Genomic DNA, 22,009 nt, shown 5'->3' with positions numbered 1-22,009 from the left:
CGGGCGCCGAGCCGCTCAGGTGGACGCCGTCACGGCTGCGCCCGCCGGCGCAGCCGCCAGGGTGTTGGTGCCATCCACCGCGAAGACCGTGCCCGGCCGGGCCACGGTGACCGGACCCGCGTACTCCGCCCTGACGCCGGCGGTCCACTGCTCGTCCGTGGCGACGCCAGCCAGGTGGGAGAGGACCACCCGCCGGGCGCCGGCCCGGGTGGCCACCCGGCCGACCCCCTCCGGGGTCGTGTGGGAGATCAGCTGGTGGTTGAGGAACTCCGGGGCGAAGTCCTGGGCGCGGTAGAAGTCCAGGTAGACGCTCTCGTGGACGAGCAGATCGGCGTCGGCGGCGAGCCGGGCCATATTGTCCGACTCCGTGGTGTCCCCGGAGACGACCACGGACCCGTAGGCGGTGTCGAACCGGAACGCGAACGCCGGGAAGATCGGCGGGTGCTCCACCAGGATCGCGCTGACGCGGACGCGGTCGTCCGAGTAGACGAGGAAGGGGTCCATCGCCGGCGTCGACTCCCCCGTGGCCCCGGCCGCCGATTCCGGCAGGTCGATCTCCCGGACGTCCACGAGGTCGTACAGCGGGGGCCGCCCCTCATCCACGATGCGGACATCGATGTCATAGGAGTAGCCCCGCAGCACATGGTCTACGAGCCCGGCCAGCCCGACGGTGCCTGCCGTTGGGTCCGCCGAGCCGGGGCCGAGGATCGGCACGAGTCCGGTGAATCCCCGCACCGGCTGGCCCCAGTTCCACAGCAGGTAGGCGGGCAGTTCGGCCACGTGGTCCGAGTGCAGGTGGGTCACGAAGCAGGCACGCAGACTCTCCCCGAGCAGCCCGGCCTCGTGGGCCGCCCGGGTCACGCCCAAGCCGAAGTCGACCAGGTAGTACGCGCCGTCCACGACGATCGCCGTGGCGATGCCCGCGCACTCCGAGCGGATGGCGGGGCCCGCGGCCGTGCCCAGGGCGACCACCTTCAGCCCGCGCTTGTCCGGGACCGGGTGCTCGGCGGTGCGGTGCTCGTCCATCTGCTGCGGGCCTTCCGTGGATCCAATGGTTTCCACCACTGTGCCCGACCACCCACCGGTCCAACAGGCGCGCTTCTCACTGGACGAAAAGCTGCCTATGTGCCCCAGTTCACACGCTCCTAGATTCGCCTGCAGACGTCTCACCTCCACACCCCCTTGGTCCCCTTCAGGAGAATCCGATGACCCTCACCAGAACGCCGAAGGCGCAGACGCGCCTACCGGCAGCCCCGCCCTTCGAGAGCGGCGATCCGCGGTACTGGTCCCCGCGCAAGCGCACCCGCTACGCGTGGATGCTGACCGGCCTGCTGCTGTTCCTGATGATGCTCAGCTGGGCGGACAAGGCCGTACTGGGCATCGCGGCCGTGCCGCTGATGGAAGAACTGAACATCACCCCGGAGCAGTTCGGCCTGGTCTCCAGCGCCATGTTCCTGACCTTCGGGCTGGCGCAGCTCGTCGCGGCGCCCCTGGCCAACAAGGTCAAGGCCAAGAGCCTGCTGCTCGTGATGTGCCTGATCTGGTCCCTGTCCGTGATGCCCGTCGTCGTCTTCGCCACGCTGCCCGCCCTGTGGATCAGCCGGCTGGCCCTGGGGGCCGGCGAGGGCCCGCTGGCCCCGGTCCTGATGCACGCCATCTACAAGTGGTTCCCCTCCAAGAAGGGCGCGACGCCCGCAGCGGTGGCCTCCTCCGGCGTCACGCTCGGCATCGTGGTCTTCGCGCCGGTGCTGGCCTGGGTGGTCACCCAGCATGGCTGGCGCACGGCCTTCGTGGCCCTGGCCGTGGTCGGCGTGGCCTGGTGCGCGGTCTGGATGTGGTTGGGCAAGGAGGGGCCCTACACCTCCCTGGCGGTGGAGCGGGAGATCGAGGGCACCGCTGTGCCGACCATGCCCACCGGGGCCACGAGCGTGAGCGAGGAGAAGGTGCCCTTCTTCCGCACCATCGCCAATCCCACGTGGCTCTTCGCCGTACTGGCGTCCTTCTTCGGGTACTGGACCTTCACACTGGCCATGTCCTGGGGCCCGGCATACTTCCAGAACGTCATGGGCTTCTCCGGTCAGCAGGCCGGTTCGCTCATCGCCCTGCCCGCTGCCTGGGGCGTCGTGGCCACGATCGGCCTGAACGCCATGATTCAACGCCTGGACCAGCGCGGCGTGCCCAGCCGCCGCTCCCGCGGCTGGACGCTGGGCCTGGCCGGCACCGCGGCAGGACTGTCCCTGCTGGCCTCGACGTTCGTCGCCTCACCGGTCCTGGCCCTGGTCCTGATGAGCTTCGGCTTCGGCACCGCCCCGGCGCTGTTCGCCATCACCTACCTGATCGTCGGTGAGCTGACCACGATCTCCCAGCGCGGGGCGCACCTCAACGTCGCCAACGCGGTGCTGACCACCGGCGGCGTCTTCGCCCCGGCGATCGGTGGCGTGCTCATCGGCCAGGCCGCGACGCCGGCCGACGGCTACCAGCTGGCCTTCCAGGTCACCGCCGTGCTGCTGACGGTCTTCGGCCTGCTGGCCCTGGTGTTCGTGAACCAGCAGCGCCAGCGGCGCAAGCTCGGCATCGAGGCCTGAGGCCGCCATCTTCCCACCACGGAACGGGCCCCGCACCAGCTGGTGCGGGGCCCGTTCCGTTCTGGCCGGCCTGCAGGGCGCGGGCCGTGGCTCAGTCGGCGTGCGCCCGGACGTTGACGGTGCGGGGTTCCAGGTACTCCTCCAGTCCCCAGCGTCCGCGTTCGCGGCCGAGACCGGAACCCTTCCAGCCACCGAAGGGAGCATCGAGCTCGACGACGGTGTGCTGGTTCACCCAGGCCGTGCCGACCTCCAGACGGGAGGCGACCTGGTGGGCGCGGTCCAGATCCGGCGACCAGACGGAGGCCCCCAGGCCGAACTCCTGCGCGTTCAGCTGATCGATCGTCGCGTCCAGGTCGTCATAGGCCACCACGGGCAGGGCGGCGCCGAACTGTTCGCAGGCGACCAGGTCAGAGGATTGCGGGGCGTCCGCCACGATGGTCGGCTCCAGGAAGTATCCCGGAAGGGACGTGCCGGACTGACCGCCGTGAGCGATGCGCCCGCCCTGGGACACGGCCTGGGTCACGTAGTCCTGGACCAGCTGCTGCTGCGCGCTGGTGTGCATGGGACCCATGGTGGTGCCCTCGGCCACGCCGTGGCCCACTCGCAGGGCGGAGGCCGCGGCCACGAGCGCCTCGGTCAGCTCCGCGCTCCGTGCACGGGGCACGTAGACCCGCTTGACCGCCATGCAGACCTGCCCCGCGTTGCGGAAGGCCGAGCCCACGATCCGCCGGGCGGTGACCGGCAGGTCGGCGTCCGGCAGCACGATGGCCGGATCGTTGCCGCCCAGTTCCAGGGTCACCTTCTTCACCGTCGGGGCGGCCTGGGCCATGATCGCCGCGCCGATCTCGGTGGAACCGGTGAAGGAGATCTTGCGGACCCCCGGCAGCTCGGACAGCGCCCGGGAGAGCACCCCGCGGCCGGTGACCACCTGCAGCACGTCGGCCGGCAGGAACCGGTTCAGCACCTCGACCAGCGCGATGGTGGACATCGGGGTCGACGGCGAGGGCTTGGCGATCACGGTGCAACCGGTCACCAGCGCAGGGGCCAGCTTCACCGCCAGCAGGGAGATCGGGAAGTTCCAGGGGGTGATGGCCCCGACCAGCCCGACGGGGGCGTACTGGACCTGGACCTGCCGGCCGTCGCGGGGCGTCAGCGTCTCGGACTCGTCCCAGTCGAGGTCCGCGTAGTGCCGCAGCAGCCCGGCCGCCACGCGGAACTCCTGCACGGCCTCCGCCCACACCTTGCCCTGCTCCAGGGACAGGATGCGCCCGAGCTCCTCGGACTCCGCGTCCACGGCGCCGGCGGCGGCGCGTAGGGCCGAGCGGCGCGCCTCGCGGTCCACGGCCCAGGTGCGGGCGACCTGCCGAGCGGCGGCGATGGCGCGTTCGACGTCCTCGGGCTGGTGCAGCGGCACCTCACCCACCGGCTCCAGGGTCGCCGGGTCAATCACTGCATAGGTCGCGCTCACGCGTCCTCCTCGGGCTCAACAGACCAAGCGCCCACCGGCCGGCGGGCGCGCTTGTTGATCCCAGCTTGCGCGCTCGTCTGTGAGCCGCCCCACGTGTCTTTTCGTCCAGTAAAAACATGGGCTGATCTCAACGTGCCCGACGCCACATAGTAGGTGGAAACACCCTCAGCAGGCATCATCATCCTGACGCATCCGGCAGGCCCGGAGGCCTCAGGGGTATCGGATGCGGACCACCGGAAGGACACACCCATGACCATCGATGGGAAGACCCTCGTCGTCACCGGCGTCGCCTCGGGCATCGGCGCCGCCACGGCGGCCCTGCTCCAGCGGGGCGGGGCCACCGTGATCGGCGTGGACCGCAACGTCCCCGCCGACTTCGCCGGGACCTTCATCCAGGGCGACCTCTCCACGCCCGCGGGCGTGGCCGCCGTCGCCGAGCGCGTCCCCGAGGGCCTGGCCGGGCTGCTCAACATCGCCGGGGTGCCCGGCACCGCGCCCTGGCAGACCGTGCTGTCCGTCAACGTGTTCGGCGTGCGGGACCTGACTCGCCTGCTGCTGCCGAAGATCGCCGACGGCGGCGCCATCGTCAACCTGGCCTCGAACGTGGCCAGCGGATGGGCCGCCCGCCAGCTCGAGGTGGCCCGCTTCGTCCAGGCCGCCGACGCGCGGGAGGCGATCGCCGCCGTCGCCGACGACCCGGAGGTGACCGGGAACTCGTACCGGTTCTCCAAGGAGTGCGTGCGCTGGCTGACCCAGGTGCAGGCCTCCGAGAACCTGGGCCGGGTCCGGGTGAACTCCGTCAGCCCCGGGCCGGTGCAGACCCCCATCCTGGAGGACTTCAAGAAGGACCACGGCCGCGAGAAGGTCGAGGGCGCAGTGGCGCTGCTCGGCCGCGCCGGCCAGCCCCAGGACATCGCCGCCGCGATCGCCTTCCTGCTGAGCCCGGAGGCTGTCTGGCTCAACGGCACGGATCTGTGCGTCGACGGCGGCTTGCTCGCCCACCGCGCCGTCACCGCGATGGCCACCGCCGCCGTCTGAAGGGCAGACCATGCAGAGCAACCATGACACCGTTTCCAGCACCGCGGCGACTGCGGTGGCCCCCGTGCCACAGCGTGCCGCCCGCTCCGGGTACGACCTCGAGGAGGTCGTGGTCGAGAGGGTGGAGAGCCCTGCCGAGGGGGTCCGGCGCCTCACACTGCGCACCCTGGACGGCTCGGAGTTCTCCCGGTGGGAGCCCGGCTCCCACATCGACCTGGTGCTCCCGGACCACGTGCGCCAGTACTCCCTGTGCTCCCCGCTGACCGACCGCAGCCGCATCCAGGTGTCAGTGCTGCACACCCGTGACTCTCGCGGCGGTTCCGAATACGTGCACCGGTCCCTGGCCGAGGGTGACGTGATCCGCATCAATGGCCCGCGCAACAACTTCCCCTTCGTCGACTCCCGGAAGTACCTCTTCATCGCCGGGGGCATCGGCATCACCCCGATCCTGCCGATGATCGAGGCCGCCGAGGCCGCCGGCCGCGAATGGCGATTGGCCTACGGCGGGCGCTCCCGCGCCTCGATGGCGTTCGCGGACGAACTGGTGGAACGCTACGGGGAGCAGATCCTGCTCTTTCCGGAGGACGAGACGGGACGGATCGACCTCGAGGGCTTGCTGGCCCTGCCACGGGCGAAGATGCTCGTGTACGCCTGCGGCCCCGAGCCGCTGCTGCGCGTCATCGAGGACTACTGCATGGGCTGGCCCCCCGGGGTCCTGCACACCGAGCGCTTCGTCGCGGCGAGTCTGGATGCCGGTGCCAGCGCCGAGCCGTTCGACGTGGAGCTGACGCAGACCGGAAAGACCATCTCCGTGGCCCCGGACCAGACCATCCTGGAGGCCGTGGAGGAGCACGGCGTCCGGGTGCTGTCCTCCTGCCGCGGCGGAATCTGCGGCACCTGCGAGACCCACGTGGTCAGCGGCGAGGTGGAGCACCGCGACGCCATCCTCAGCGAGGACGAGAAGCGGTCTGGCGACTGCATGATGGTCTGCGTCTCCCGCGCGGCCGCCGGCTGCCCCAAGCTCGTCCTCGACCTCTGACCCGACGCCACCAGGAGAACCCATGACCGTCACCCTGTCCCCCACCAGCGTCGTCTCCCTGCCGGACGACCCCTTCACCCTCGAGAACATCTCGAACCCCTACCCGCTGCACGAGAAGCTGCGCGAGGCCGGACCGGTGGTCTGGTTGGAGAAGCACGGCTGCTACGCGGTCACCCGCTACGAGTGGGTGTACGAGATCCTCACGGACTTCGAGACCTACTGCTCCAGCGGCGGCCTCGGGCCCAAGGACATCCGGAAGGAGGCTGAGTGGCGCCCGCCGTCCATCCTGGAATCCGACCCGCCCACTCACACCGTGATGCGCCGCGGCCTGGCGGGGGTCATCTCCCCCTCGACCATGCGTCGGCTGCGCGAGCAGTTCGCGCCCTTCGCCGAGGAGCTCGCCGAGGAGGTGGCCCAGCGCGGCACCGTGGACGGCATCGTGGACATCGCCGAACGCTACCCGCTGAAGGTGTTCCCGGACGCCGTGGGCCTGCGCCCGGACGGCCGGGAGAATCTGCTGCCCTACGGTTCCATGGTCTTCAACGCCTTCGGGGCGGACAATGACATCCGCTCCGCAGCCTTCGCGGAGGGCGAGCGCGTGGCCGCCTGGGTGATGGACAGCTGCGAACGGGAGAACCTGACGGACACCGGCCTCGGTGCGGACATCTGGACGGTCGCCGACGAGGGCCGGATCGAACCCCAGCAGGCCACCCTGCTGGTCCGGGCCCTCCTCTCTGCCGGCGTGGACACCACCATCTTCGGCATCGGCAACACCCTCTACAACCTGGCGAAGTACCCCGAGCAGTGGGAGAAGCTGAAGGCCAAACCCCAGTTGGCCAAGTTCGCCGTGGACGAGGCGCTGCGCGTGGAATCGCCCTTCCAGATGTTCCACCGCACCGCCACCGTGGACACCGAGCTCGGTGGCGTGCAGATCCCGGCGGATTCCAAGATCCTCCTGTTCATGGGGGCCGCGAACCGGGACCCACGCCAGTGGGGCGAGGACGCCGACGTGTTCGACCTGGACCGCAACGCCTCCGGCCACGTGGCCTTCGGCATGGGACTGCACCAGTGCGTCGGCCAGCCGATCGCCCGCACTGAGATCGAGCTCATGCTGCAGGCCTTGGCGAAGCGCGTGGATCGGATCGAGTTGACCGGTGAGGTCACCCCCTGGATCCACAACGTGCTGCGCGGCTTCGCCCGACTGCCCCTCCAGCTGACGCCCAACGGCTGAGCGCGAGTACGAGCAGGCAACTCGGACGGTGAAACGGCTGGCCACGGCCACCGGGGTGGTCTCGCTCCGATCGGTCAGGGAACGTGGTGGCCGGCGGCCTGGAGCAGCCCGTACCACTCACCCCGGGTGAGCGGGAGGTCTGAGCCGGCCACCGCGTCGGCGATCCGCGGCGGGTTGGTGGTGCCCAGCACCACCTGCATATTGGCGGGATGGCGGGTGATCCAGGCGGTGGCGATCGCCGTCGGGGTGACGCCGTACAGCGCGGCCAGCCGGTCCAGTTCCGCGTTGAGCCCCGGATAGTCCTCGGCCCCGAGGAAAACGCCGGGTTCGACGCCCTTCTGGAAGGGCGACCAGGCCTGGAGGGTGATCCCCTGGACGCGGCAGTAGTCCACGATCCCGCCGCCGTCGCGTGTCAGGGAGTCCTCCTGCCCGGTCATGTTCGAGGCCAAACCCTGGGCCACGATCGCCGAGTGCGTGACCGAGAGCTGGACTTGGTTTGCCACCAACGGCTGGCGGACGGCGGTCTTCAGCAGGTCGATCTGGCGCGGGGTGTGGTTGGAGACACCGAAGGCCCGCACCTTGCCGGCGGACTCCAGCTCGTCGAAGGCGCGGGCCACCTCCTCCGGCTCCACGAGGGCGTCCGGGCGGTGCAGGAGCAACACGTCGATGTACTCGGTGCCGAGCGCCCGCAGCGAGTCCTCGGCGGAGGCCACGATGTGCTCGTAGGAGGAGTCATAGTGCCAATCCCGGTCCACGATCCCCGTCTTGGTCTGCAGCGTGATCTGCTCCCGCTCGGCGCTGCTGAGGCCGAGCGCCTCGGCGAAGACACGTTCGCAGTGGTGGTAGCCACCGGGGTGGTTGAAGCCGTAGAGGTCGGCGTGGTCGAAGAAGTCGACACCGGCCTCCCGGGCCGCGCTGTAGAGCGCCCGGACCTGCTCGGGCGTCTTGTCCGCGATCCGCATCATGCCGGCGATGATGTTGGGCGCTCGGGTCTCGGTGCTGCCGAGGGGCACGGTCTTCATGGGGCTCCTTACCGGTGGTGCTCACGGTCGGTCAGGCAACGGCCGACGTCGTCGTCCCCATGATGCCGCGTGATGGCGTTGCATGGCAGGGCTCACCTTGTCCTGAGGACTCCATCACAGGGGTACTGCCAGAGACTCCCTGCCCTGTCAGTCCGGTGGTTGACTGGTTCGGTGGCCCCGGCGGGCAACCCCTGCGGCGGCCACCTCCATCCGGACAGACCGTGCAAAGGACCTTGATGACTGCTGTTCCCGCCTACATCGCCGCCAACGCCACCGACCCGATGACCCTCGGGACCATCGAACGGCGCCCGGTCGGCCCGCATGACGTGCGGATCGATATCCACTGGTCCGGCATCTGCCACTCGGACATCCACACCGTCCGGGGCGACTGGGGTCCGCAGCCCTACCCGCTGACCGTCGGCCATGAGATCGCCGGGATCGTGGCAGAGGTCGGCTCCGAGGTGACCACCCTTCAGGTGGGCGACCGGGCCGGCGTCGGCTGCCTGGTGAACTCCTGCGGCGACTGCTCCAACTGCGCCAACGGAGACGAGCAGTACTGCTTGAACGGCGCCGTGGGCACTTACGGCGCCACGGACCGGGACGGCACCGTCACCCAGGGCGGCTACGCCACCGGGATCGTGGTGGATGCCGACTTCGTGCTGAGCATCCCCGAGTCGATCCCCTTCGAGAAGGCCGCCCCACTGCTGTGCGCCGGGATCACCACCTACTCCCCGCTCAAGCACTGGGGTGCCGGGCCAGGCAAACGCGTAGCGGTGGTCGGCTTCGGCGGGCTCGGGCACATGGCCGTGAAGATCGCCCACGCCATGGGCGCCGAGGTCACCGTGCTCTCCCAGTCACTGCGGAAGCAGGACGACGGCGAGCGCCTGGGCGCGGACCACTACTACGCCACCAGTGACCCGGAGACCTTCAAGACCCTGTCCCAGAGCCTGGACCTGATCATCAACACGGTCAGCGCCCCGGTGGACGTGGATGCCTTCCTCGGCCTGCTGGCCGTCAACGGCGCCCTGGTGAATGTGGGCGCCCCGGCCGAGCCGATGAGCCTGAACGTCAACTCCCTCCTGGGCGGGCGCCGCACCTACGCCGGTTCCATGATCGGCGGGATCGCCGAGACCCAGGAGATGCTGGACTTCTGCGCTGAGCACGGCATCGCCGCCGAGGTCGAGGTCATTGCCGCCGCGCAGATCAACGAGGCCTGGGAGCGGGTCCTGGCCTCGGACGTGCGCTACCGCTTCGTGATCGACGCCTCCACGTTCACGGCCTGACGCTCTCGGGCCGTGGTCCGGGTGTCCGGGCCACGGCCCGGGTGCAGGGCTCAGGACCCGGGTTCCAGGCGCAGGATCCTATCGTCCTCCGGTCCGGGGAACCCGCGGCCGTCGGTGTTGTTGGTCAGCACCCACAGGGAGTCATCCGGTGCCACCGCCACGTCCCGCAGTCGGCCGTGCTCGCCGGCCCAGTGTTCGGTGGACTCGCCGAGCGCGACCAGGGGCACCTCCCGCAACGCCTCGCCCCGGAGGTTCGCGACGCACAGCGCGTCGCCGCTCACCGCGATCCCGCTGGGGCTGGCCTCGGCGGGGTCCCACTGCTGGACCGGGTCCACGAACCCCTCCTGACCGGCCATGCCTTCCACCTCGGGCCAGCCGTAGTTGGCGCCGGGCTCGATTACGTTGAGCTCGTCCCACGTGTTCTGCCCGAACTCGCTCGCATACAGGGTGCCCGCGACATCCCAGGCGATCCCCTGGGGGTTGCGGTGCCCGTAGCTGTACACCGGGGACCCCTCGAAGGGGTTGTCCTGGGGCACGCCGCCCTCCGGCGTCAGGCGCAGGATCTTCCCGGCCAGGCTCCCGGTGTCCTGGGCGCTGGAGGCCTGGCCCGCGTCCCCCGTGGTGGCGTAGAGCATCCCGTCCGGACCGAAGGCGATCCGCCCGCCATTGTGGTTGCCGGCGGCCGGGATGCCCTCGAGGACCGTCTCCGCCTCGCCGAGGGCCAGCGCCCCGGGTCCGCCGTCCAGGGGGAACCGGTCGATGCGGTTCTCCCCGCCGGCCGTGAGATAGGCGTAGAGGAAGTCCCCGTGGACGGCGAGGCCGAGCAGGCCGCCCTCGCCGCGCGGGGTCACGCCACCGACCACGCCGACCTCCCGGGTGGCCCCGGTCTCGTCCAGCTCGAGGATGCGGCCGCTGTCCCGCTCGCTGACCAGCGGCACCTGGCCGTGGAAGGCCAGGGACCAGGGTGCCTCCAACCCGGAGGCCACCACGACGCCGGCCGCGTCCGGTTCCGCGGTCGGCGCACCGGAGCGGGCCGTCCCGTCCGACTCGGGCCCCGCCCGCTCCGGTGACGGAACGGGCGTGCAGGCGGCGAGGCCGATCGCAGCGGCGGCGCCGAACCCTGCGGCCAGCGCGGCGGCGAGGCTGACGCGTGGGCGACGGGCCGGCGTCGTGCCTGAGGTCCGCATGGTCACCGCGTGTCCTCGCGGACCTCCGCGGCCACCGGCCCGGGATCGCCCGCCGCCAGCGAGGCGAGCAGCTGCAGCCGCTCGGCTGAGGCCGAACCCGGCTCCGCCGTGTAGACGAACATCGCCAGCCCGGGGTCGGCGGTGATGGCCAGTTCCTCGTAGGCCAGGACGAGCTCGCCGACCTCGGGGTGGTGGAAGCGCTTGGTGCCGGCGCCGTGGGTACGCACGTCATGGGCGGCCCAGAGGCGGCGGAAGGTCTCCGACTGCGTGGACAACTCCCCCACCAGGTCCTGCAGCCCGCGGTGCTGCGGGTCCCGGCCCACCTCCGAGCGCATGATCCCCACGCACATCTCGGCGAACAGCTCCCAGTCGGGGTAGAAGTCGCGGGAGGCCGGGTCCAGGAACTGGAACCGGGCCAGGTTGGGCACGCGGCCGCCGTCGCCGATCACCGGGGAGTAGAAGGCGCGGCCGAGCCGGTTGGTGGCCACCAGGTCCTGGGTCTCGTTGCGCACGAAGGCGACCGCGTGGGTGATGGCGTCCAGGGTCCGCTGCAGGCCTTCGCGCGGCGGCCGCGCCGGGGAGGCGGGCCGGCGGGCCCGGCCGGAGGTGGGGATGCCGTCCGCGGCGCGGGCCAGGTCGAAGAGGTGGGCGCGCTCGGTGTCCGTCAGCAGCAGCGCCCGGCACAGCGCCTCCAGTACGGAGGACGAGGCCCCGGCGATCGCGCCCCGCTCCAGCTTCGTGTAGTACTCCACGCTGACCCCGGCCAGCACGGCGACCTCGCTGCGCCGCAGTCCCGGCACGCGCCGGTTCGTCCCCGCCGGCAGTCCCGCCAGCTCGGGGGTGACCTTGGCGCGGCGGGACATGAGGAACTCGCGCACTTCGGCCTGGTTGTCCATGGATCCAGCGTAGTGAGGCCAGCCCGCGTGGAGGAGTCCCTGCCGGTACCCCCACCAGCGGGGCCTGCGTCATGATCGGCCGGTCAGACCTCCTCGGCGTCCTCGGTCTCCTCACCCTCCAGCACGGCAGAGGCCGTCATCACGCCGATCATCACGGGGGTGCGCAGCGCCAGCGGGATTACGGGTTTGCCGACCCCGTCACGGGTGAACTCCAACAGGCCGGCCACCTCTAGACGGCGCAGTTCCTCCTGCGTCCTCAGCTGGACCATCCCCTGCAGTGGATTCTCGGGTACGCCCGCTCCCTCGGAATAGTCTGGCATGAGCGCTTCGAGAACCCGCGCGATGGTCTGTGTCACGACGGGGCGGACGAACGATGCGATCGTGGCCGAGGACTCGATCGGCGAGAGGAGGATCGAGGCCACATACCCGGAGATGAGCTCGTCGGCCACCTCCAGGGAGAACCCTTCTCCGGGGATGAGCGATTCCGCGTGCGGACCAGGGCGGACCCTGGTGGCCGTCAGTTCGATCACCCCGGCGTCCTCCAGTCCCTCCCACCAGGCCACCAGCTCGGGAATCCCCTTCGCGGACTGCACGGACACCCGGTGGCGCTCACGCACGGGGCGGCCCATCTCCTCGGCCCGTGCTTCCCAGCCGATGAGCTCCGGCCGTTTGGCGACGCCCTCGGCGGAGACACCGATCAGCGCCGCGACCGTCTCGATGTCAGCGCGCCGCGGCACGCCTGCCTGGGTGATGGGCTGAGAGGCCCCGATCCAACCCAGCAAGGCCCGGGAGGCCGAGATCAGCGGCAGGTCCTCGAGGACGGCGCGGCGCTGGCTATCGGTGAGGCCCTCCGCCTCGCGCAGCGCGGCCAGCAGCTCGGGGGCCGCACCCCCGACATGGGCAGACAGCTCCTCGCTGATCACATCATGGGCGGCATCCCATCCCTCGGTGGAGGGCTCGGTCTGCAGGCGGAAGTCCACGTAGTCGTGCAGCAGCTCGTACACCTGACCCACGTGATGATCGGGATAGGACCCATCGGCGATGTCCAAGACGAGGTCGAACTCCTCCGGATCATGCGGGTCGATCCCCTCGGCAGTGGCCAGGTCGAGGACGTCCTTCAACGACGCGGCCTGGACGTCGGCAGCCTCCGTGGTGAGGCCCGGCTGGTCCCCCAGCCAGCGGCGGAAGCCCTTGACGGTGTTCTGGGACGAGACCGCGGCTGCGGCGGCCGGACCGAAGGCGCTGCCGCTACCGGAGGGCGCGGCCCGCTGGTCCGAGGGCGGTGCCCCGGGCAGGTACCGCGCCGTCAGTTGCGCGTAGTCCTGCTGATCCTCCACGGCGAGGTGGTTCAGCGAGCCGGCGACGAGCAGTGCGCCAGCATGTGCCACCACCTGGCCGCCGTGGTTGAGGATGAGCCGGCCCATGGCGGCATGGGCACGGCCTTTGCGCGCCAGCGCCAGCAGGTCAGGAGCCACCGAACGGCCCCGCTCCAGCCACCGTGGCACACTGAGCCGGGCCAGCTGGGCCCGGGTGGGGTCCTGAGAGTGCCAGGAGTCCAACAGTTCCAGGCTGACGCCGATCAGCTGGGCGGCACTGGGCCGGCGCGAACTCGCCTCGGGCCGGACGGCGTCGAAGATCCGCTCGGCCCGCGCCACATCGTCGTGATGGATCGCATCACAAATCTCCCGCAGGGTCGCGAGCGTGCGGGAGCGGTCATCGCCCACGGGTGTGGACAGTTCCATGTTGTACCGCTCCGTGGCGTCGCTCAGGGCGGCGTTGAGCTGGTCCAGGTCGAAGTCGGACTCCGGATCATTGAGGTCGATGCCGTCTGCAGCCAGCAAGGGGGCCAGCTCGGCCATCATCTCGTCGGCCAGGCCGGGACGGTGCACCACGCCCGCCTTCTGCAGGGCAGCCTGAACGTCCGGATCGTCGAAGGGTGAGGTGGGCTCCACAGGCCGAGATTATCAGGCCGCTCCGGGGCCTGAATCATGGCCCGTGACCATATTCATAACGTCTCACCTTTGATACGTTGAGTCATAGGACATCACAGAAGTGAGGCATTCAGTTGGAAGCAGAGCAAGTCGTTGGAGACCACCTCCGCCGATGGCGGCTGCTCCTGGACCTGCCCCAGGACCTCGTCGCCGAACGGGCCGGCATCTCCCGGGCCACCTTGGCGCGCCTCGAACACGGCGACGGCGCCCGGTTGGGCTCTGTCCTCGCCGTGGCCCGGGCACTCGGCATTCAGGACCACGTCCTGGCCGGCTTCGATCCTCTCAGGACAGATCTCGGCCAGGCTCGGGTCCGGCACCTGGGTCGACGGCGGGCGAGGTCTCAGTGATGGCCCCGCATGTCGAGACCGTCGAGGTCTTCTGCGGCACCCGGCAGGCCGGTTCGATGGGCGTCGAATCCGATCCGGTGTGCCCGCTGGAACACGTCACCTTCACGTACCACCCGGACTGGCTCGACGACGGGTTCACCCTCTCCCCCGACCTCCCCCTCCGGCGCGGCCCGCAACGCCCCAGGCTGGGCCGCGAACTCTTCGCCTCGTTCGAAGACGCCGCCCCGGACTCATGGGGACGCAAGCTCCTCTTCGAACGGCTGCGCCTGCAGGCCGTCGAGTCGGGCACCCACGTCCCCCGCCTGACGGCAGCGAGAGGGCTGCTGATGGTCAATGACGACACCCGGCAGGGAGCACTGCGGTTCCGCCAGCACGGCGGTTCCTGTCCGATTGGGCAAATTCCCCAAGACCTCAGACCCGGGGGATGTGCACCTCTGGGAGATGGTGGCCATCCGCCTGCAATCCTTCGCCGGCATCACCGTGCAACCATCCAGACTGATGCCACTGGGTGAATACAGGAACATCTTCCTCACCCATCGTTTCGACCGCGACGGGGACCGCCGGATCCCCTACATGAGCATGCGCAGCGCCCTGCAACTCACGGACGGCGAGCATCCCAGACCGGGATATCCGCGACCTCTTGGAGGCTGCCGGCAGCTTCCGGCTCACCCCGGCAGATGCAGTCGCCATCCTGCGCCGGGTGGCCCAGGCCGTCTCCCACTGGTCCGAAGAGGCCCGGGACCTCGGGGCGGATCATGAAACCATCGACGCGTGGGAACGTGCCTTCACCGGTCCGAACGTGGATCGTGCCCTTGCCTTGAACTGACAGGGGTACCAGCGGTACCTCTTTCAGCAGAGCCTCCCGGGCCGCCGTCGTGCATGGTTGTCTGGAACCTGACCCCAGAAACCCACCCGAAGGAGAATGCCATGCGCGCAGTCATCATGGACGCCCCCGGCCAGATCACCGTGGGCGAGCGCCATGACCCGAGGATCATCGAGCCGACCGACGCCGTCGTCCGGCTCACGGCCACCTGCATCTGCGGCTCGGACCTGTGGCCGTACCGCGGCGTGGAGCCGGCGGACCACACCCCCATGGGCCATGAGTACGTGGGCGTCGTGGAGGAGGTCGGGGCTGAGGTCACCACCGTGAAGCCCGGGGACTTCGTCGTCGGGTCCTTCGTCATCTCCTGTGGCCGGTGTGAGATCTGCCGGTCCGGCTACCCGTCCCGCTGCGTCCACGCCGTGTTCGTGGCCGGCAACATCGGCACCCAGTCAGAGAAGGCACGCATCCCGCATGCCGACGGCACCCTCGTGGCCACCCCCGGCCAGCCAGATGCCGACCTCATCCCCTCGCTGCTCGCCGCCTCGGACGTGCTCGGCACCGGCTGGTTCGCCGCCGACGCCGCCGAGGCCGGCCCGGGCAAGACGGTCGCCGTGGTCGGCGATGGGGCCGTGGGCCTGATGGGCGTGCTGGCCGCGAAACAGCTCGGGGCCGAGCGCATCATCGCCATGTCCCGCCATGCCGACCGCCAGGCCCTGGCCCGCGAGTACGGGGCCACGGACATTGTCACCGAACGCGGGGAAGAGGGAGCGGCCCGCATCAAGGAGCTCACGGACGGGCTCGGCGCCCACAGCGTGATCGAGGCGGTCGGCACCGATGAGTCGTTCCTGCAGGCCATCCGTTCCACCCGCCCCGGTGGCCACATCGGCTTCGTCGGCGTGGCCCATGAGGGTGTGACGCTGCCGATGGACGAGGTGTTCTTCGCCCAGGTGCACCTGCACGGCGGGCCCGCCCCGGTGCGCCGGTACCTGCCCGAGCTGATCCAGCTCATCTGGGACCGGAAAATCAACCCCGGCACGGTCTTCGACCTCACCCTCCCGCTGGACCAGGCCGCCGAGGGCTACCTGGCCATGCACGAACGCCGCGCCACCAAGGTCATGCTCACCCTCTGATGCCCGACGCCGGCACTCCCCATTCCGTTTTCAGTCGAGTTCGGGTGGGTGTTCGGTCCCAACACCCACCCGAACTCGACTGAAAGTGAAGCTTTCGGCCGGAATACCGGAAGAGGAGAACCGATGGAACTCGAGGACCTGCTCGCAGCTCTGAACGCCGGCGAGACCATCACGGGCGATTCGCCCCTGCACGAGGTCATGCACCGCACCAGTCAGGAGGCGCTGCGCATCACCGGCGAGCTGAACGGCGGTTACCACGAGTCGGCCCGGGTCCGGGAGCTGCTGTCCGAGCTGTTCGGCCGGCCGGTCCCGGAGACGGTGATGCTGTTCCCGCCGTTCCGCACCGACTTCGGCAAGAACACGGTGCTGGGCGAGCGGGTCTTCCTCAACTCCGGCTGCGCGTTCCAGGACCAGGGCGGGATCACCATCGGTGACGGCTGCCAGATCGGACACAACACTGTCATCGCGACGCTGAACCACGCCCTCGATCCGATGCACCGCCTGGACATGGAACCGGCGCCCGTGGTGCTCGGCACCAACGTCTGGGTCGGATCCAACGCGACGATCCTGCCGGGCGTGACCATCGGGGACAACGCCGTGGTGGCCGCGGCCGCCGTGGTGACCAAAGACGTGCCGGCGGACTCCGTGGTCCTCGGTTCCCCGGCCCGGGTGGTGCGGTCCGTGACCGGAGAGACCGGCGTCAGTCCGGAGTGACCGCCGGATATCCCGGCGCGGCCCCTCTTCGTAGAGTGGGCAGCACGGAACCACCCTGACCGATCCCCGGAGGTCACCCGACCGTGAGCAGCTCACCGATTCGCCAGCCCTCCGCACAGGCAGAGTCCGCCGCAGCGGCGGAGGCGCTGGCTGCCCGGCTCGACCGCCCGATGGGGGTCTTGGGGGTACTGTTCCTCTTCGTGTTCCTGGGTCAGCTCCTGGTAACCGACCCGGGCTGGTCCCGCATCCTGGGGATCACCGGATGGGTGTTCTGGGCCCTCTTCGTGGCGGAGTTCCTGCTGCGGGCCTCTATCGCTCGGTTCCAGGCGGCCTTCTGGCGCCGCAACTGGTGGCAGGTCATCTTCCTGCTGGTGCCGTTCCTGCGATTCGTCCGGGCGCTGCAGGCGGTGCGATTGCTGCGCGTCGCACGGGTGGCACGGGTGGCACGGGTGGGCAGTATCGTCTCCGCCGGGGTGCGCGGCTCCCGTTCGGCCGGACGGCTGCTGTCCAGCAGGATCGGCTGGCTCGCCGCCGTGACCGCCGTGGTCATCCTGGCCTCCAGCCAACTGCTGTACGCCTTCGAGATCCAGACCGACTACTCGACGGCCCTGTACGAGGCCGCCCTGGCCACGGTGACCGGCAGCGGGTTCACTACCGATGACGGATTCTCCAAGGTGTTGCACCTGGTCCTGGCCGTCTACTCCGTGGCCGTCTTCGCCACGCTCGCCGGGTCGCTCGGCGCCTACTTTCTGCGGGGCGAGCCACCGCAGCACACCGATCACGTTGACAGGAGCACCGATGGACGGCCGTGATCGCCACCGATAGCACGGCCGTTCACCACTCGTAGAACCCGGTACCCCCTGGGCGGCCGGCTCGCCACGGCTCAGCCCAGGGTGGCGAGCAGATCGGTGCAGGCCTGCTCGCAGCGTCGGCAGGCCTCGGCACAGACCCTGCAGTGCTTGTGCATCTGGGCGTGGCTCTCGCATTCCTCGGCGCAGGCCCGGCAGGCGGCACGGCAGGCCTCCACCAGCGCGCGGGTTGCCTCGGCGTTGTCACCGGTGCGCCGGGTGAGGACCCGGCCCGTCGCCGCGCACACGTCCGCGCAGTCCAGGTTGATGCTGATGCATCCGTTCAGTTCCGCCACCATGTCCTCGGCCAGGCAGGCGTCGGCGCAGGCGGTGCACGTCTGGGCGCACTCGAAACAAGCCTCGATGCAGGCGGCCAACGCGTCCCGGTCCACCGCCCCCAGGTCCTTCGGGTAGGTCTCCAACATCGTGCTCACGTAATGGGTCATGACGAGCTCCTTCATCGATAGCTATGAGAGACGGCACGGCCGGGCCTGGCCGGCCACATCATCGACCGTAGACCGGCGGCCGCCCCCCGGTGAAGCTCCCGCCCTTCCTTCATCCGGAGAGCCTGCATCCTCTGGCCCGGGCTCCTCCGGCGGCCTCCCGCGCGAACGAACGGTGGTCAGTCGGTGAGGTACCCGTTGGGGTCGAGCACGAACTTCGTCGCAGCACCGGCGTCGAACTCGGCGTAGCCGCGCGGGGCGTCCTCGAGCGAGATCGCCTTCGCGTTCACGGCCTTCGCGATCGGAGCCTTGCCGTGCAGGATCGCCATCATCAGCTGGCGGTTGTACTTCATCACCGGGCACTGTCCCGTGGCGAAGGACAGGGACTTGGCCCAGCCGGTGCCCAGCGAGAGGGACAGGGAGCCCTTCTGGGCGGCCTCATCCACGGCTCCCGGGTCACCCGTGACGTACAGGCCCGGGATGCCGAGCGATCCGCCGGCGGTGGTGATGTCCATGAGGGAGTTCAGGACCGTCGCCGGAGCCTCGTGGCTAGCGTCCTTGCCGTGCCCGCGGGCCTCGAAACCCACGGCGTCGATGCCGCTGTCCACCTCGGGGACGCCGAGGATCTGCTCGATCTGGTCCTGGAGCGCGCCCTCGCCGACATTGACGGTCTCGCAGCCGAAGCTGCGCGCCTGCGCCAGGCGGTCCTCGTTCAAGTCCCCCACGATCACGACGGCGGCCCCGAGCAGCTGCGCGCCCATGGCCGCGGCCAGGCCGACGGGTCCCGCACCGGCGACGTAGACGGTGGAACCGACACCCACCCCGGCGGTGACGGCGCCGTGGAAGCCGGTCGGGAAGATGTCGGAGAGCATCGTAAGGTCCATGATCTTCTCCAGCGCCTGGTCCCGGTCCGGGAACTTCAGCAGGTTCCAATCGGCATAGGGGACGAGGACGTACTCGGCCTGTCCGCCGACCCAGCCACCCATGTCCACGTAGCCGTAGGCGCTGCCCGGACGGTCCGGGTTCACGTTCAGGCAGATGCCGGTCTTGCGCTCCTTGCAGTTGCGGCACCGGCCGCAGGAGATGTTGAACGGCACGGAGACGAGGTCCCCGACCGCGATGAACGCGACGTCGGGGCCGACCTCCACCACTTCACCGGTGATCTCGTGACCCAGCACCAGATTGGCCGGGGCCGTGGTCCGGCCGCGCACCATGTGCTGGTCCGAGCCGCAGATGTTGGTGGCGACGGTCTTCAGGATGACCCCGTGGGGGACCTTGCGTCCCACGTTGGCGGGGTTCACCCCCGGTCCGTCCTTCAGCTCGAAGGTGGGGTATTCGGTGTCGATGACCTCGACGACGCCCGGTTCCTTGTAGGCGACGGCACGATTTCCTGGCATTTCGGTTCCTCATTTCTGTGGGTGTTCCAACGGGGCGGGCTCAGCCGCGCAATCGCGTCATCTCCGGGTCGTACAGCGGATCGTCCACCACGGTGGCCGGGATCCGACGCCCGAGGTACTCGATCTCCACCGCGTCCCCGGTCTCCACCCGCTGAGGCAGCCACGCGTAGGCGATCGGCTGGCGCACCGTGTATCCGTACGCCGCACTGGTGACGTAGCCCGAGGCCTCGCCGCCCACGTACACCGGCTCCTTGCCGAGGACCACCGAGACCCCGTCGTCGACCGTCAGGCAGCGCAGTCGCGTGGTCGCCACCGCTGCCCGCTCCGACAGCGCACTCTTGCCGACGAAGTCGTCCGTCTTCGAGGCCTTGACGGCGAAGCCGAGCCCGGCCTGGTCCGGCTCGTGGTCGCTGGTCATGTCCGTGCCGAAGGACCGGAAGCCCTTCTCCAGGCGCATCGAGTTGAAGGCCTCGCGGCCGCCGGCGATGATCCCGTGCTCCCGGCCCGCCTCCCAGAGCACATCCCAGAGCCGGTGCCCAACGTCGGCCGAGGCATAGAGTTCCCAGCCGAACTCGCCCACGTAGGACAGGCGCATGGCGGTCACCGGGATGCCACCGATCGAGATCTCCTTGGCGCGGAAGTACTTCAGCCCGTCCTTGCTCAGATCGTCGCGGCTGACCTTCTCCATGACGGCGGCGGCGAGCGGGCCCCAGAGGCCGATGCAGCAGGTGCCAGCGGTGATGTCCCTGACGGTGACCCACTGGGCCGGGTCCTCCTCGCTCTGGTGGCGTGCCTTGCGGGAGAGGTAGGCCAGGTCCACGTTGGAGTTCACGCCCGCCTGGTACGACTGCTCGGACAGGCGTGCGACCGTGATGTCGCTGGTGATGCCGCCGGCCTCGTCGAGGAGAAGCGTGTAGCTGACGGCGCCAGGGGCCCGCAGCATGCTCGATGTCGTCAGGCCGTGCAGCAGGCGGCCGGCACCCGGCCCCGTGATCTCCAGTCGCTTGAGCTGGGTCATGTCGAACATGGCCACGGCGGTCCGGGTCTTCCAGACCTCGGCGGCGGCGATCGGGGAGTGGAACCTGTCCGACCAGGCATCACGCTCCGGAGCGGCCCACTCGGAGGGCAGCTCCTCCAGCAGGGCGGCGTTCGCCTCGAACCAGTGTGGGCGCTCCCAGCCGGTGCCCTCCAGGAAGAATGCGCCGAGGGCCTTCTGCTGCTCGTGGAACGGGCTGACGCGCACGTTGCGCGGGGACAGCCGGGGCTCCAAGGGGTGGCGCACGTCGTAGATCTCGACGAAGTTCTGCTGCGAGGTCTCGGAGACGTACTCGGGCGTGGTCTGCACGTCCTCGAACCGATTCAGATCGCAGTCGGATAGGTCGATGCTCGACTGCCCGGTCGCGATCAGTTCGGCGACGGCCCTGGCGATGCCCGGACCGTGCGTGACCCAGACGGCCTCGGCCGCGAAGAAGCCGTCCACGTGGCGGGATTCGCCCACCAGCGAGCCGCCGTCCGGCGTGAAGGAGAAGATGCCGTTGAATCCGCGCTTGATCTCGGTGTTCCTCAAGTCCGGGAGCAGCTCCTGGCTGGCCTTCCACTCCGCGGCGAAGTCCTCCGGGGTGAAGGGCAGGGACGAGGGCATGCGCTCGCCCGTGATGTCCTCCGGCCGGTAGGCCGGCAGGGTGTCGAGGTCGACCGGCATGGGGCGGTGCGCGTAGGAGCCGATGCCGATGGTGTCACCCCACTCGCGGTAGTACAGGTCACGGTCCTGGTAGCGCAGGATCGGGCGGCTGGCACCGTTGGGCAGCTCGTTGACCCCGGCCAGGGACCGGACCGGCGTAGACCAGGCGAACTGGTGGGCCAGGGGCAGCAGCGGGATCTCGGTGCCGACCATCTTGCCGATGTTCGGTCCCCAGAAACCGGCGCAGGACACCACGACGTCGGCCGGGAAGCGCTCGTCGCCCGCCACGACCGCCGTGACCCGGCCGCCGGACTGCTCGATGTCAGTGACAACGGTCCGGTCGCGGAACTCGACTCCGGCGGCCCGGGCCCGTTCGATGACCAGTTGGGTTCCCTTGGCGGCCAGCGCCAGGCCGTCGCCCGGGGTGAGGAGCCCGCCGAGCGGGATGTCCGGGTTGAGCAGGGGGAAGAGCCGGAGGCACTCGTCGGCGTCCACGACGTGCGCCTCCACTCCGTACGAGCGGTTCCAGCCCGCGCGGCGGTGGAGGTCCTGCAGGCGTTCTTCCGTGGTGGCGATCTCGAGGCCGCCCACGGTCAGGTAGGAGCCGCGGCCGTCGGAGTCGGTCAGCGAGGTCAGCTTCTCGATCGTGTACTGCGCGAACGCCGTCATCGACTTCGATCCGTTGGAGGAGAAGACGAGGCCCGGCGCATGCGAGGTTGAGCCACCGGGAATCCCCAGCGGCCCCTGCTCGAGGACGAGGGTGTTGGTGTGTCCGAGCTGGGCGAGCTCGTCCGCGAGGTTCGCGCCGACGATGCCGGCTCCGATGATGACGACCCGGGGAGAGGGCGTAGGACTCATTGATCACTCCTTGCTGTGCTGATTCAGG

General features: G+C 69.9%; 20 protein-coding genes. 11 read left to right on the top strand and 9 right to left on the bottom strand.

Features of this window, described 5'->3' with window-relative positions:
• Positions 1–15 precede the first annotated feature (15 nt).
• A complete protein-coding gene (locus AB0333_RS06215; protein WP_366217811.1) occupies positions 16–1,062 on the bottom strand; it encodes an MBL fold metallo-hydrolase in 1,047 nt (348 codons plus the stop codon).
• 143 nt (positions 1,063–1,205) lie between these two features.
• Between AB0333_RS06215 and AB0333_RS06210 the strand changes: the two genes are divergently transcribed.
• On the top strand, positions 1,206–2,585 hold the full coding sequence (locus AB0333_RS06210; RefSeq protein WP_347919598.1) for an MFS transporter: 1,380 nt from the start codon (positions 1,206–1,208) through the stop codon (positions 2,583–2,585).
• A 91-nt stretch (positions 2,586–2,676) separates the two neighbouring features.
• Here AB0333_RS06210 and AB0333_RS06205 read toward each other — a convergent pair whose 3' ends face one another.
• The gene (locus AB0333_RS06205) at positions 2,677–4,053 is read right to left on the bottom strand and encodes an aldehyde dehydrogenase family protein (protein ID WP_366217810.1); all 1,377 of its coding nucleotides are present in this window, start codon (positions 4,051–4,053) and stop codon (positions 2,677–2,679) included.
• A gap of 249 nt (positions 4,054–4,302) precedes the next feature.
• Between AB0333_RS06205 and AB0333_RS06200 the strand changes: the two genes are divergently transcribed.
• Genes AB0333_RS06200 through AB0333_RS06190 form a run of 3 tightly spaced genes read left to right on the top strand, consistent with a single transcriptional unit; the run spans position 4,303 to position 7,361 of the window.
• Positions 4,303–5,091 (top strand): coniferyl-alcohol dehydrogenase, encoded by a 789-nt coding sequence (locus AB0333_RS06200; protein ID WP_347919594.1) that lies wholly within the window; start codon positions 4,303–4,305, stop codon positions 5,089–5,091.
• A gap of 10 nt (positions 5,092–5,101) precedes the next feature.
• The gene (locus AB0333_RS06195; RefSeq protein ID WP_366217809.1) at positions 5,102–6,130 is read left to right on the top strand and encodes a PDR/VanB family oxidoreductase; all 1,029 of its coding nucleotides are present in this window, start codon (positions 5,102–5,104) and stop codon (positions 6,128–6,130) included.
• Between the two features lie 22 nt (positions 6,131–6,152).
• The gene (locus AB0333_RS06190) at positions 6,153–7,361 is read left to right on the top strand and encodes a cytochrome P450 (protein ID WP_366217808.1); all 1,209 of its coding nucleotides are present in this window, start codon (positions 6,153–6,155) and stop codon (positions 7,359–7,361) included.
• Between the two features lie 74 nt (positions 7,362–7,435).
• On the opposite strand, the gene AB0333_RS06185 is transcribed toward AB0333_RS06190, so the two are convergent.
• A complete protein-coding gene (locus AB0333_RS06185; RefSeq protein ID WP_366217807.1) occupies positions 7,436–8,383 on the bottom strand; it encodes an aldo/keto reductase in 948 nt (315 codons plus the stop codon).
• Between the two features lie 236 nt (positions 8,384–8,619).
• Between AB0333_RS06185 and AB0333_RS06180 the strand changes: the two genes are divergently transcribed.
• The gene (locus AB0333_RS06180) at positions 8,620–9,666 is read left to right on the top strand and encodes an NAD(P)-dependent alcohol dehydrogenase (protein ID WP_366217806.1); all 1,047 of its coding nucleotides are present in this window, start codon (positions 8,620–8,622) and stop codon (positions 9,664–9,666) included.
• Between the two features lie 50 nt (positions 9,667–9,716).
• Here the strand turns inward: AB0333_RS06180 and AB0333_RS06175 are convergent, their stop codons facing one another.
• The 3 genes from AB0333_RS06175 to AB0333_RS06165 all read right to left on the bottom strand — a co-directional run bounded on the left by AB0333_RS06175 (position 9,717) and on the right by AB0333_RS06165 (position 13,701).
• Entirely contained in the window at positions 9,717–10,853 is a 1,137-nt protein-coding gene (locus AB0333_RS06175; protein WP_366217837.1) for a PQQ-dependent sugar dehydrogenase, read from the bottom strand.
• Positions 10,854–10,855: 2 nt separating this feature from the next.
• Entirely contained in the window at positions 10,856–11,749 is an 894-nt protein-coding gene (locus AB0333_RS06170; RefSeq protein WP_366217805.1) for a helix-turn-helix transcriptional regulator, read from the bottom strand.
• An 83-nt stretch (positions 11,750–11,832) separates the two neighbouring features.
• Complete coding sequence (locus AB0333_RS06165; RefSeq protein WP_366217804.1) at positions 11,833–13,701, bottom strand: hypothetical protein; 1,869 nt, start codon at positions 13,699–13,701, stop codon at positions 11,833–11,835.
• A 113-nt stretch (positions 13,702–13,814) separates the two neighbouring features.
• Between AB0333_RS06165 and AB0333_RS06160 the strand changes: the two genes are divergently transcribed.
• From AB0333_RS06160 to AB0333_RS06135, 6 genes are all read left to right on the top strand, one after another.
• Complete coding sequence (locus AB0333_RS06160) at positions 13,815–14,087, top strand: helix-turn-helix transcriptional regulator (RefSeq protein ID WP_366217803.1); 273 nt, start codon at positions 13,815–13,817, stop codon at positions 14,085–14,087.
• Complete coding sequence (locus AB0333_RS06155) at positions 14,087–14,599, top strand: HipA N-terminal domain-containing protein (RefSeq protein WP_366217802.1); 513 nt, start codon at positions 14,087–14,089, stop codon at positions 14,597–14,599. Before AB0333_RS06160 ends, AB0333_RS06155 begins: the two co-directional genes overlap by 1 nt.
• Positions 14,529–14,846, top strand: a complete 318-nt coding sequence (locus AB0333_RS06150) for a HipA domain-containing protein (RefSeq protein ID WP_366217801.1) — start codon at positions 14,529–14,531, stop codon at positions 14,844–14,846. The genes AB0333_RS06155 and AB0333_RS06150 overlap by 71 nt, the downstream gene beginning before the upstream one ends.
• A 168-nt stretch (positions 14,847–15,014) precedes the next feature.
• The gene (locus AB0333_RS06145) at positions 15,015–16,040 is read left to right on the top strand and encodes a zinc-dependent alcohol dehydrogenase family protein (protein WP_366217800.1); all 1,026 of its coding nucleotides are present in this window, start codon (positions 15,015–15,017) and stop codon (positions 16,038–16,040) included.
• Positions 16,041–16,163: 123 nt separating this feature from the next.
• Positions 16,164–16,754 (top strand): DapH/DapD/GlmU-related protein, encoded by a 591-nt coding sequence (locus AB0333_RS06140; RefSeq protein ID WP_366217799.1) that lies wholly within the window; start codon positions 16,164–16,166, stop codon positions 16,752–16,754.
• 83 nt (positions 16,755–16,837) lie between these two features.
• Positions 16,838–17,566: a hypothetical protein gene (locus tag AB0333_RS06135; RefSeq protein ID WP_366217798.1), complete on the top strand. Its 729-nt coding sequence runs from the start codon at positions 16,838–16,840 to the stop codon at positions 17,564–17,566.
• A gap of 71 nt (positions 17,567–17,637) precedes the next feature.
• On the opposite strand, the gene AB0333_RS06130 is transcribed toward AB0333_RS06135, so the two are convergent.
• The 3 genes from AB0333_RS06130 to AB0333_RS06120 form a co-directional block, all read right to left on the bottom strand.
• Complete coding sequence (locus tag AB0333_RS06130; RefSeq protein ID WP_366217797.1) at positions 17,638–18,048, bottom strand: four-helix bundle copper-binding protein; 411 nt, start codon at positions 18,046–18,048, stop codon at positions 17,638–17,640.
• Positions 18,049–18,224: 176 nt separating this feature from the next.
• The gene (fdhA, locus tag AB0333_RS06125; RefSeq protein ID WP_366217796.1) at positions 18,225–19,442 is read right to left on the bottom strand and encodes a formaldehyde dehydrogenase, glutathione-independent; all 1,218 of its coding nucleotides are present in this window, start codon (positions 19,440–19,442) and stop codon (positions 18,225–18,227) included.
• Between the two features lie 40 nt (positions 19,443–19,482).
• On the bottom strand, positions 19,483–21,981 hold the full coding sequence (locus AB0333_RS06120; protein WP_366217795.1) for an FAD-dependent oxidoreductase: 2,499 nt from the start codon (positions 21,979–21,981) through the stop codon (positions 19,483–19,485).
• Positions 21,982–22,009 lie beyond the last annotated feature (28 nt).

The organism is Citricoccus sp. NPDC079358 (genome assembly GCF_040702545.1).
Taxonomy (GTDB): Bacteria; Actinomycetota; Actinomycetes; order Actinomycetales; family Micrococcaceae; genus Citricoccus.
This window is presented reverse-complemented; position numbering and strand designations above follow the sequence as displayed.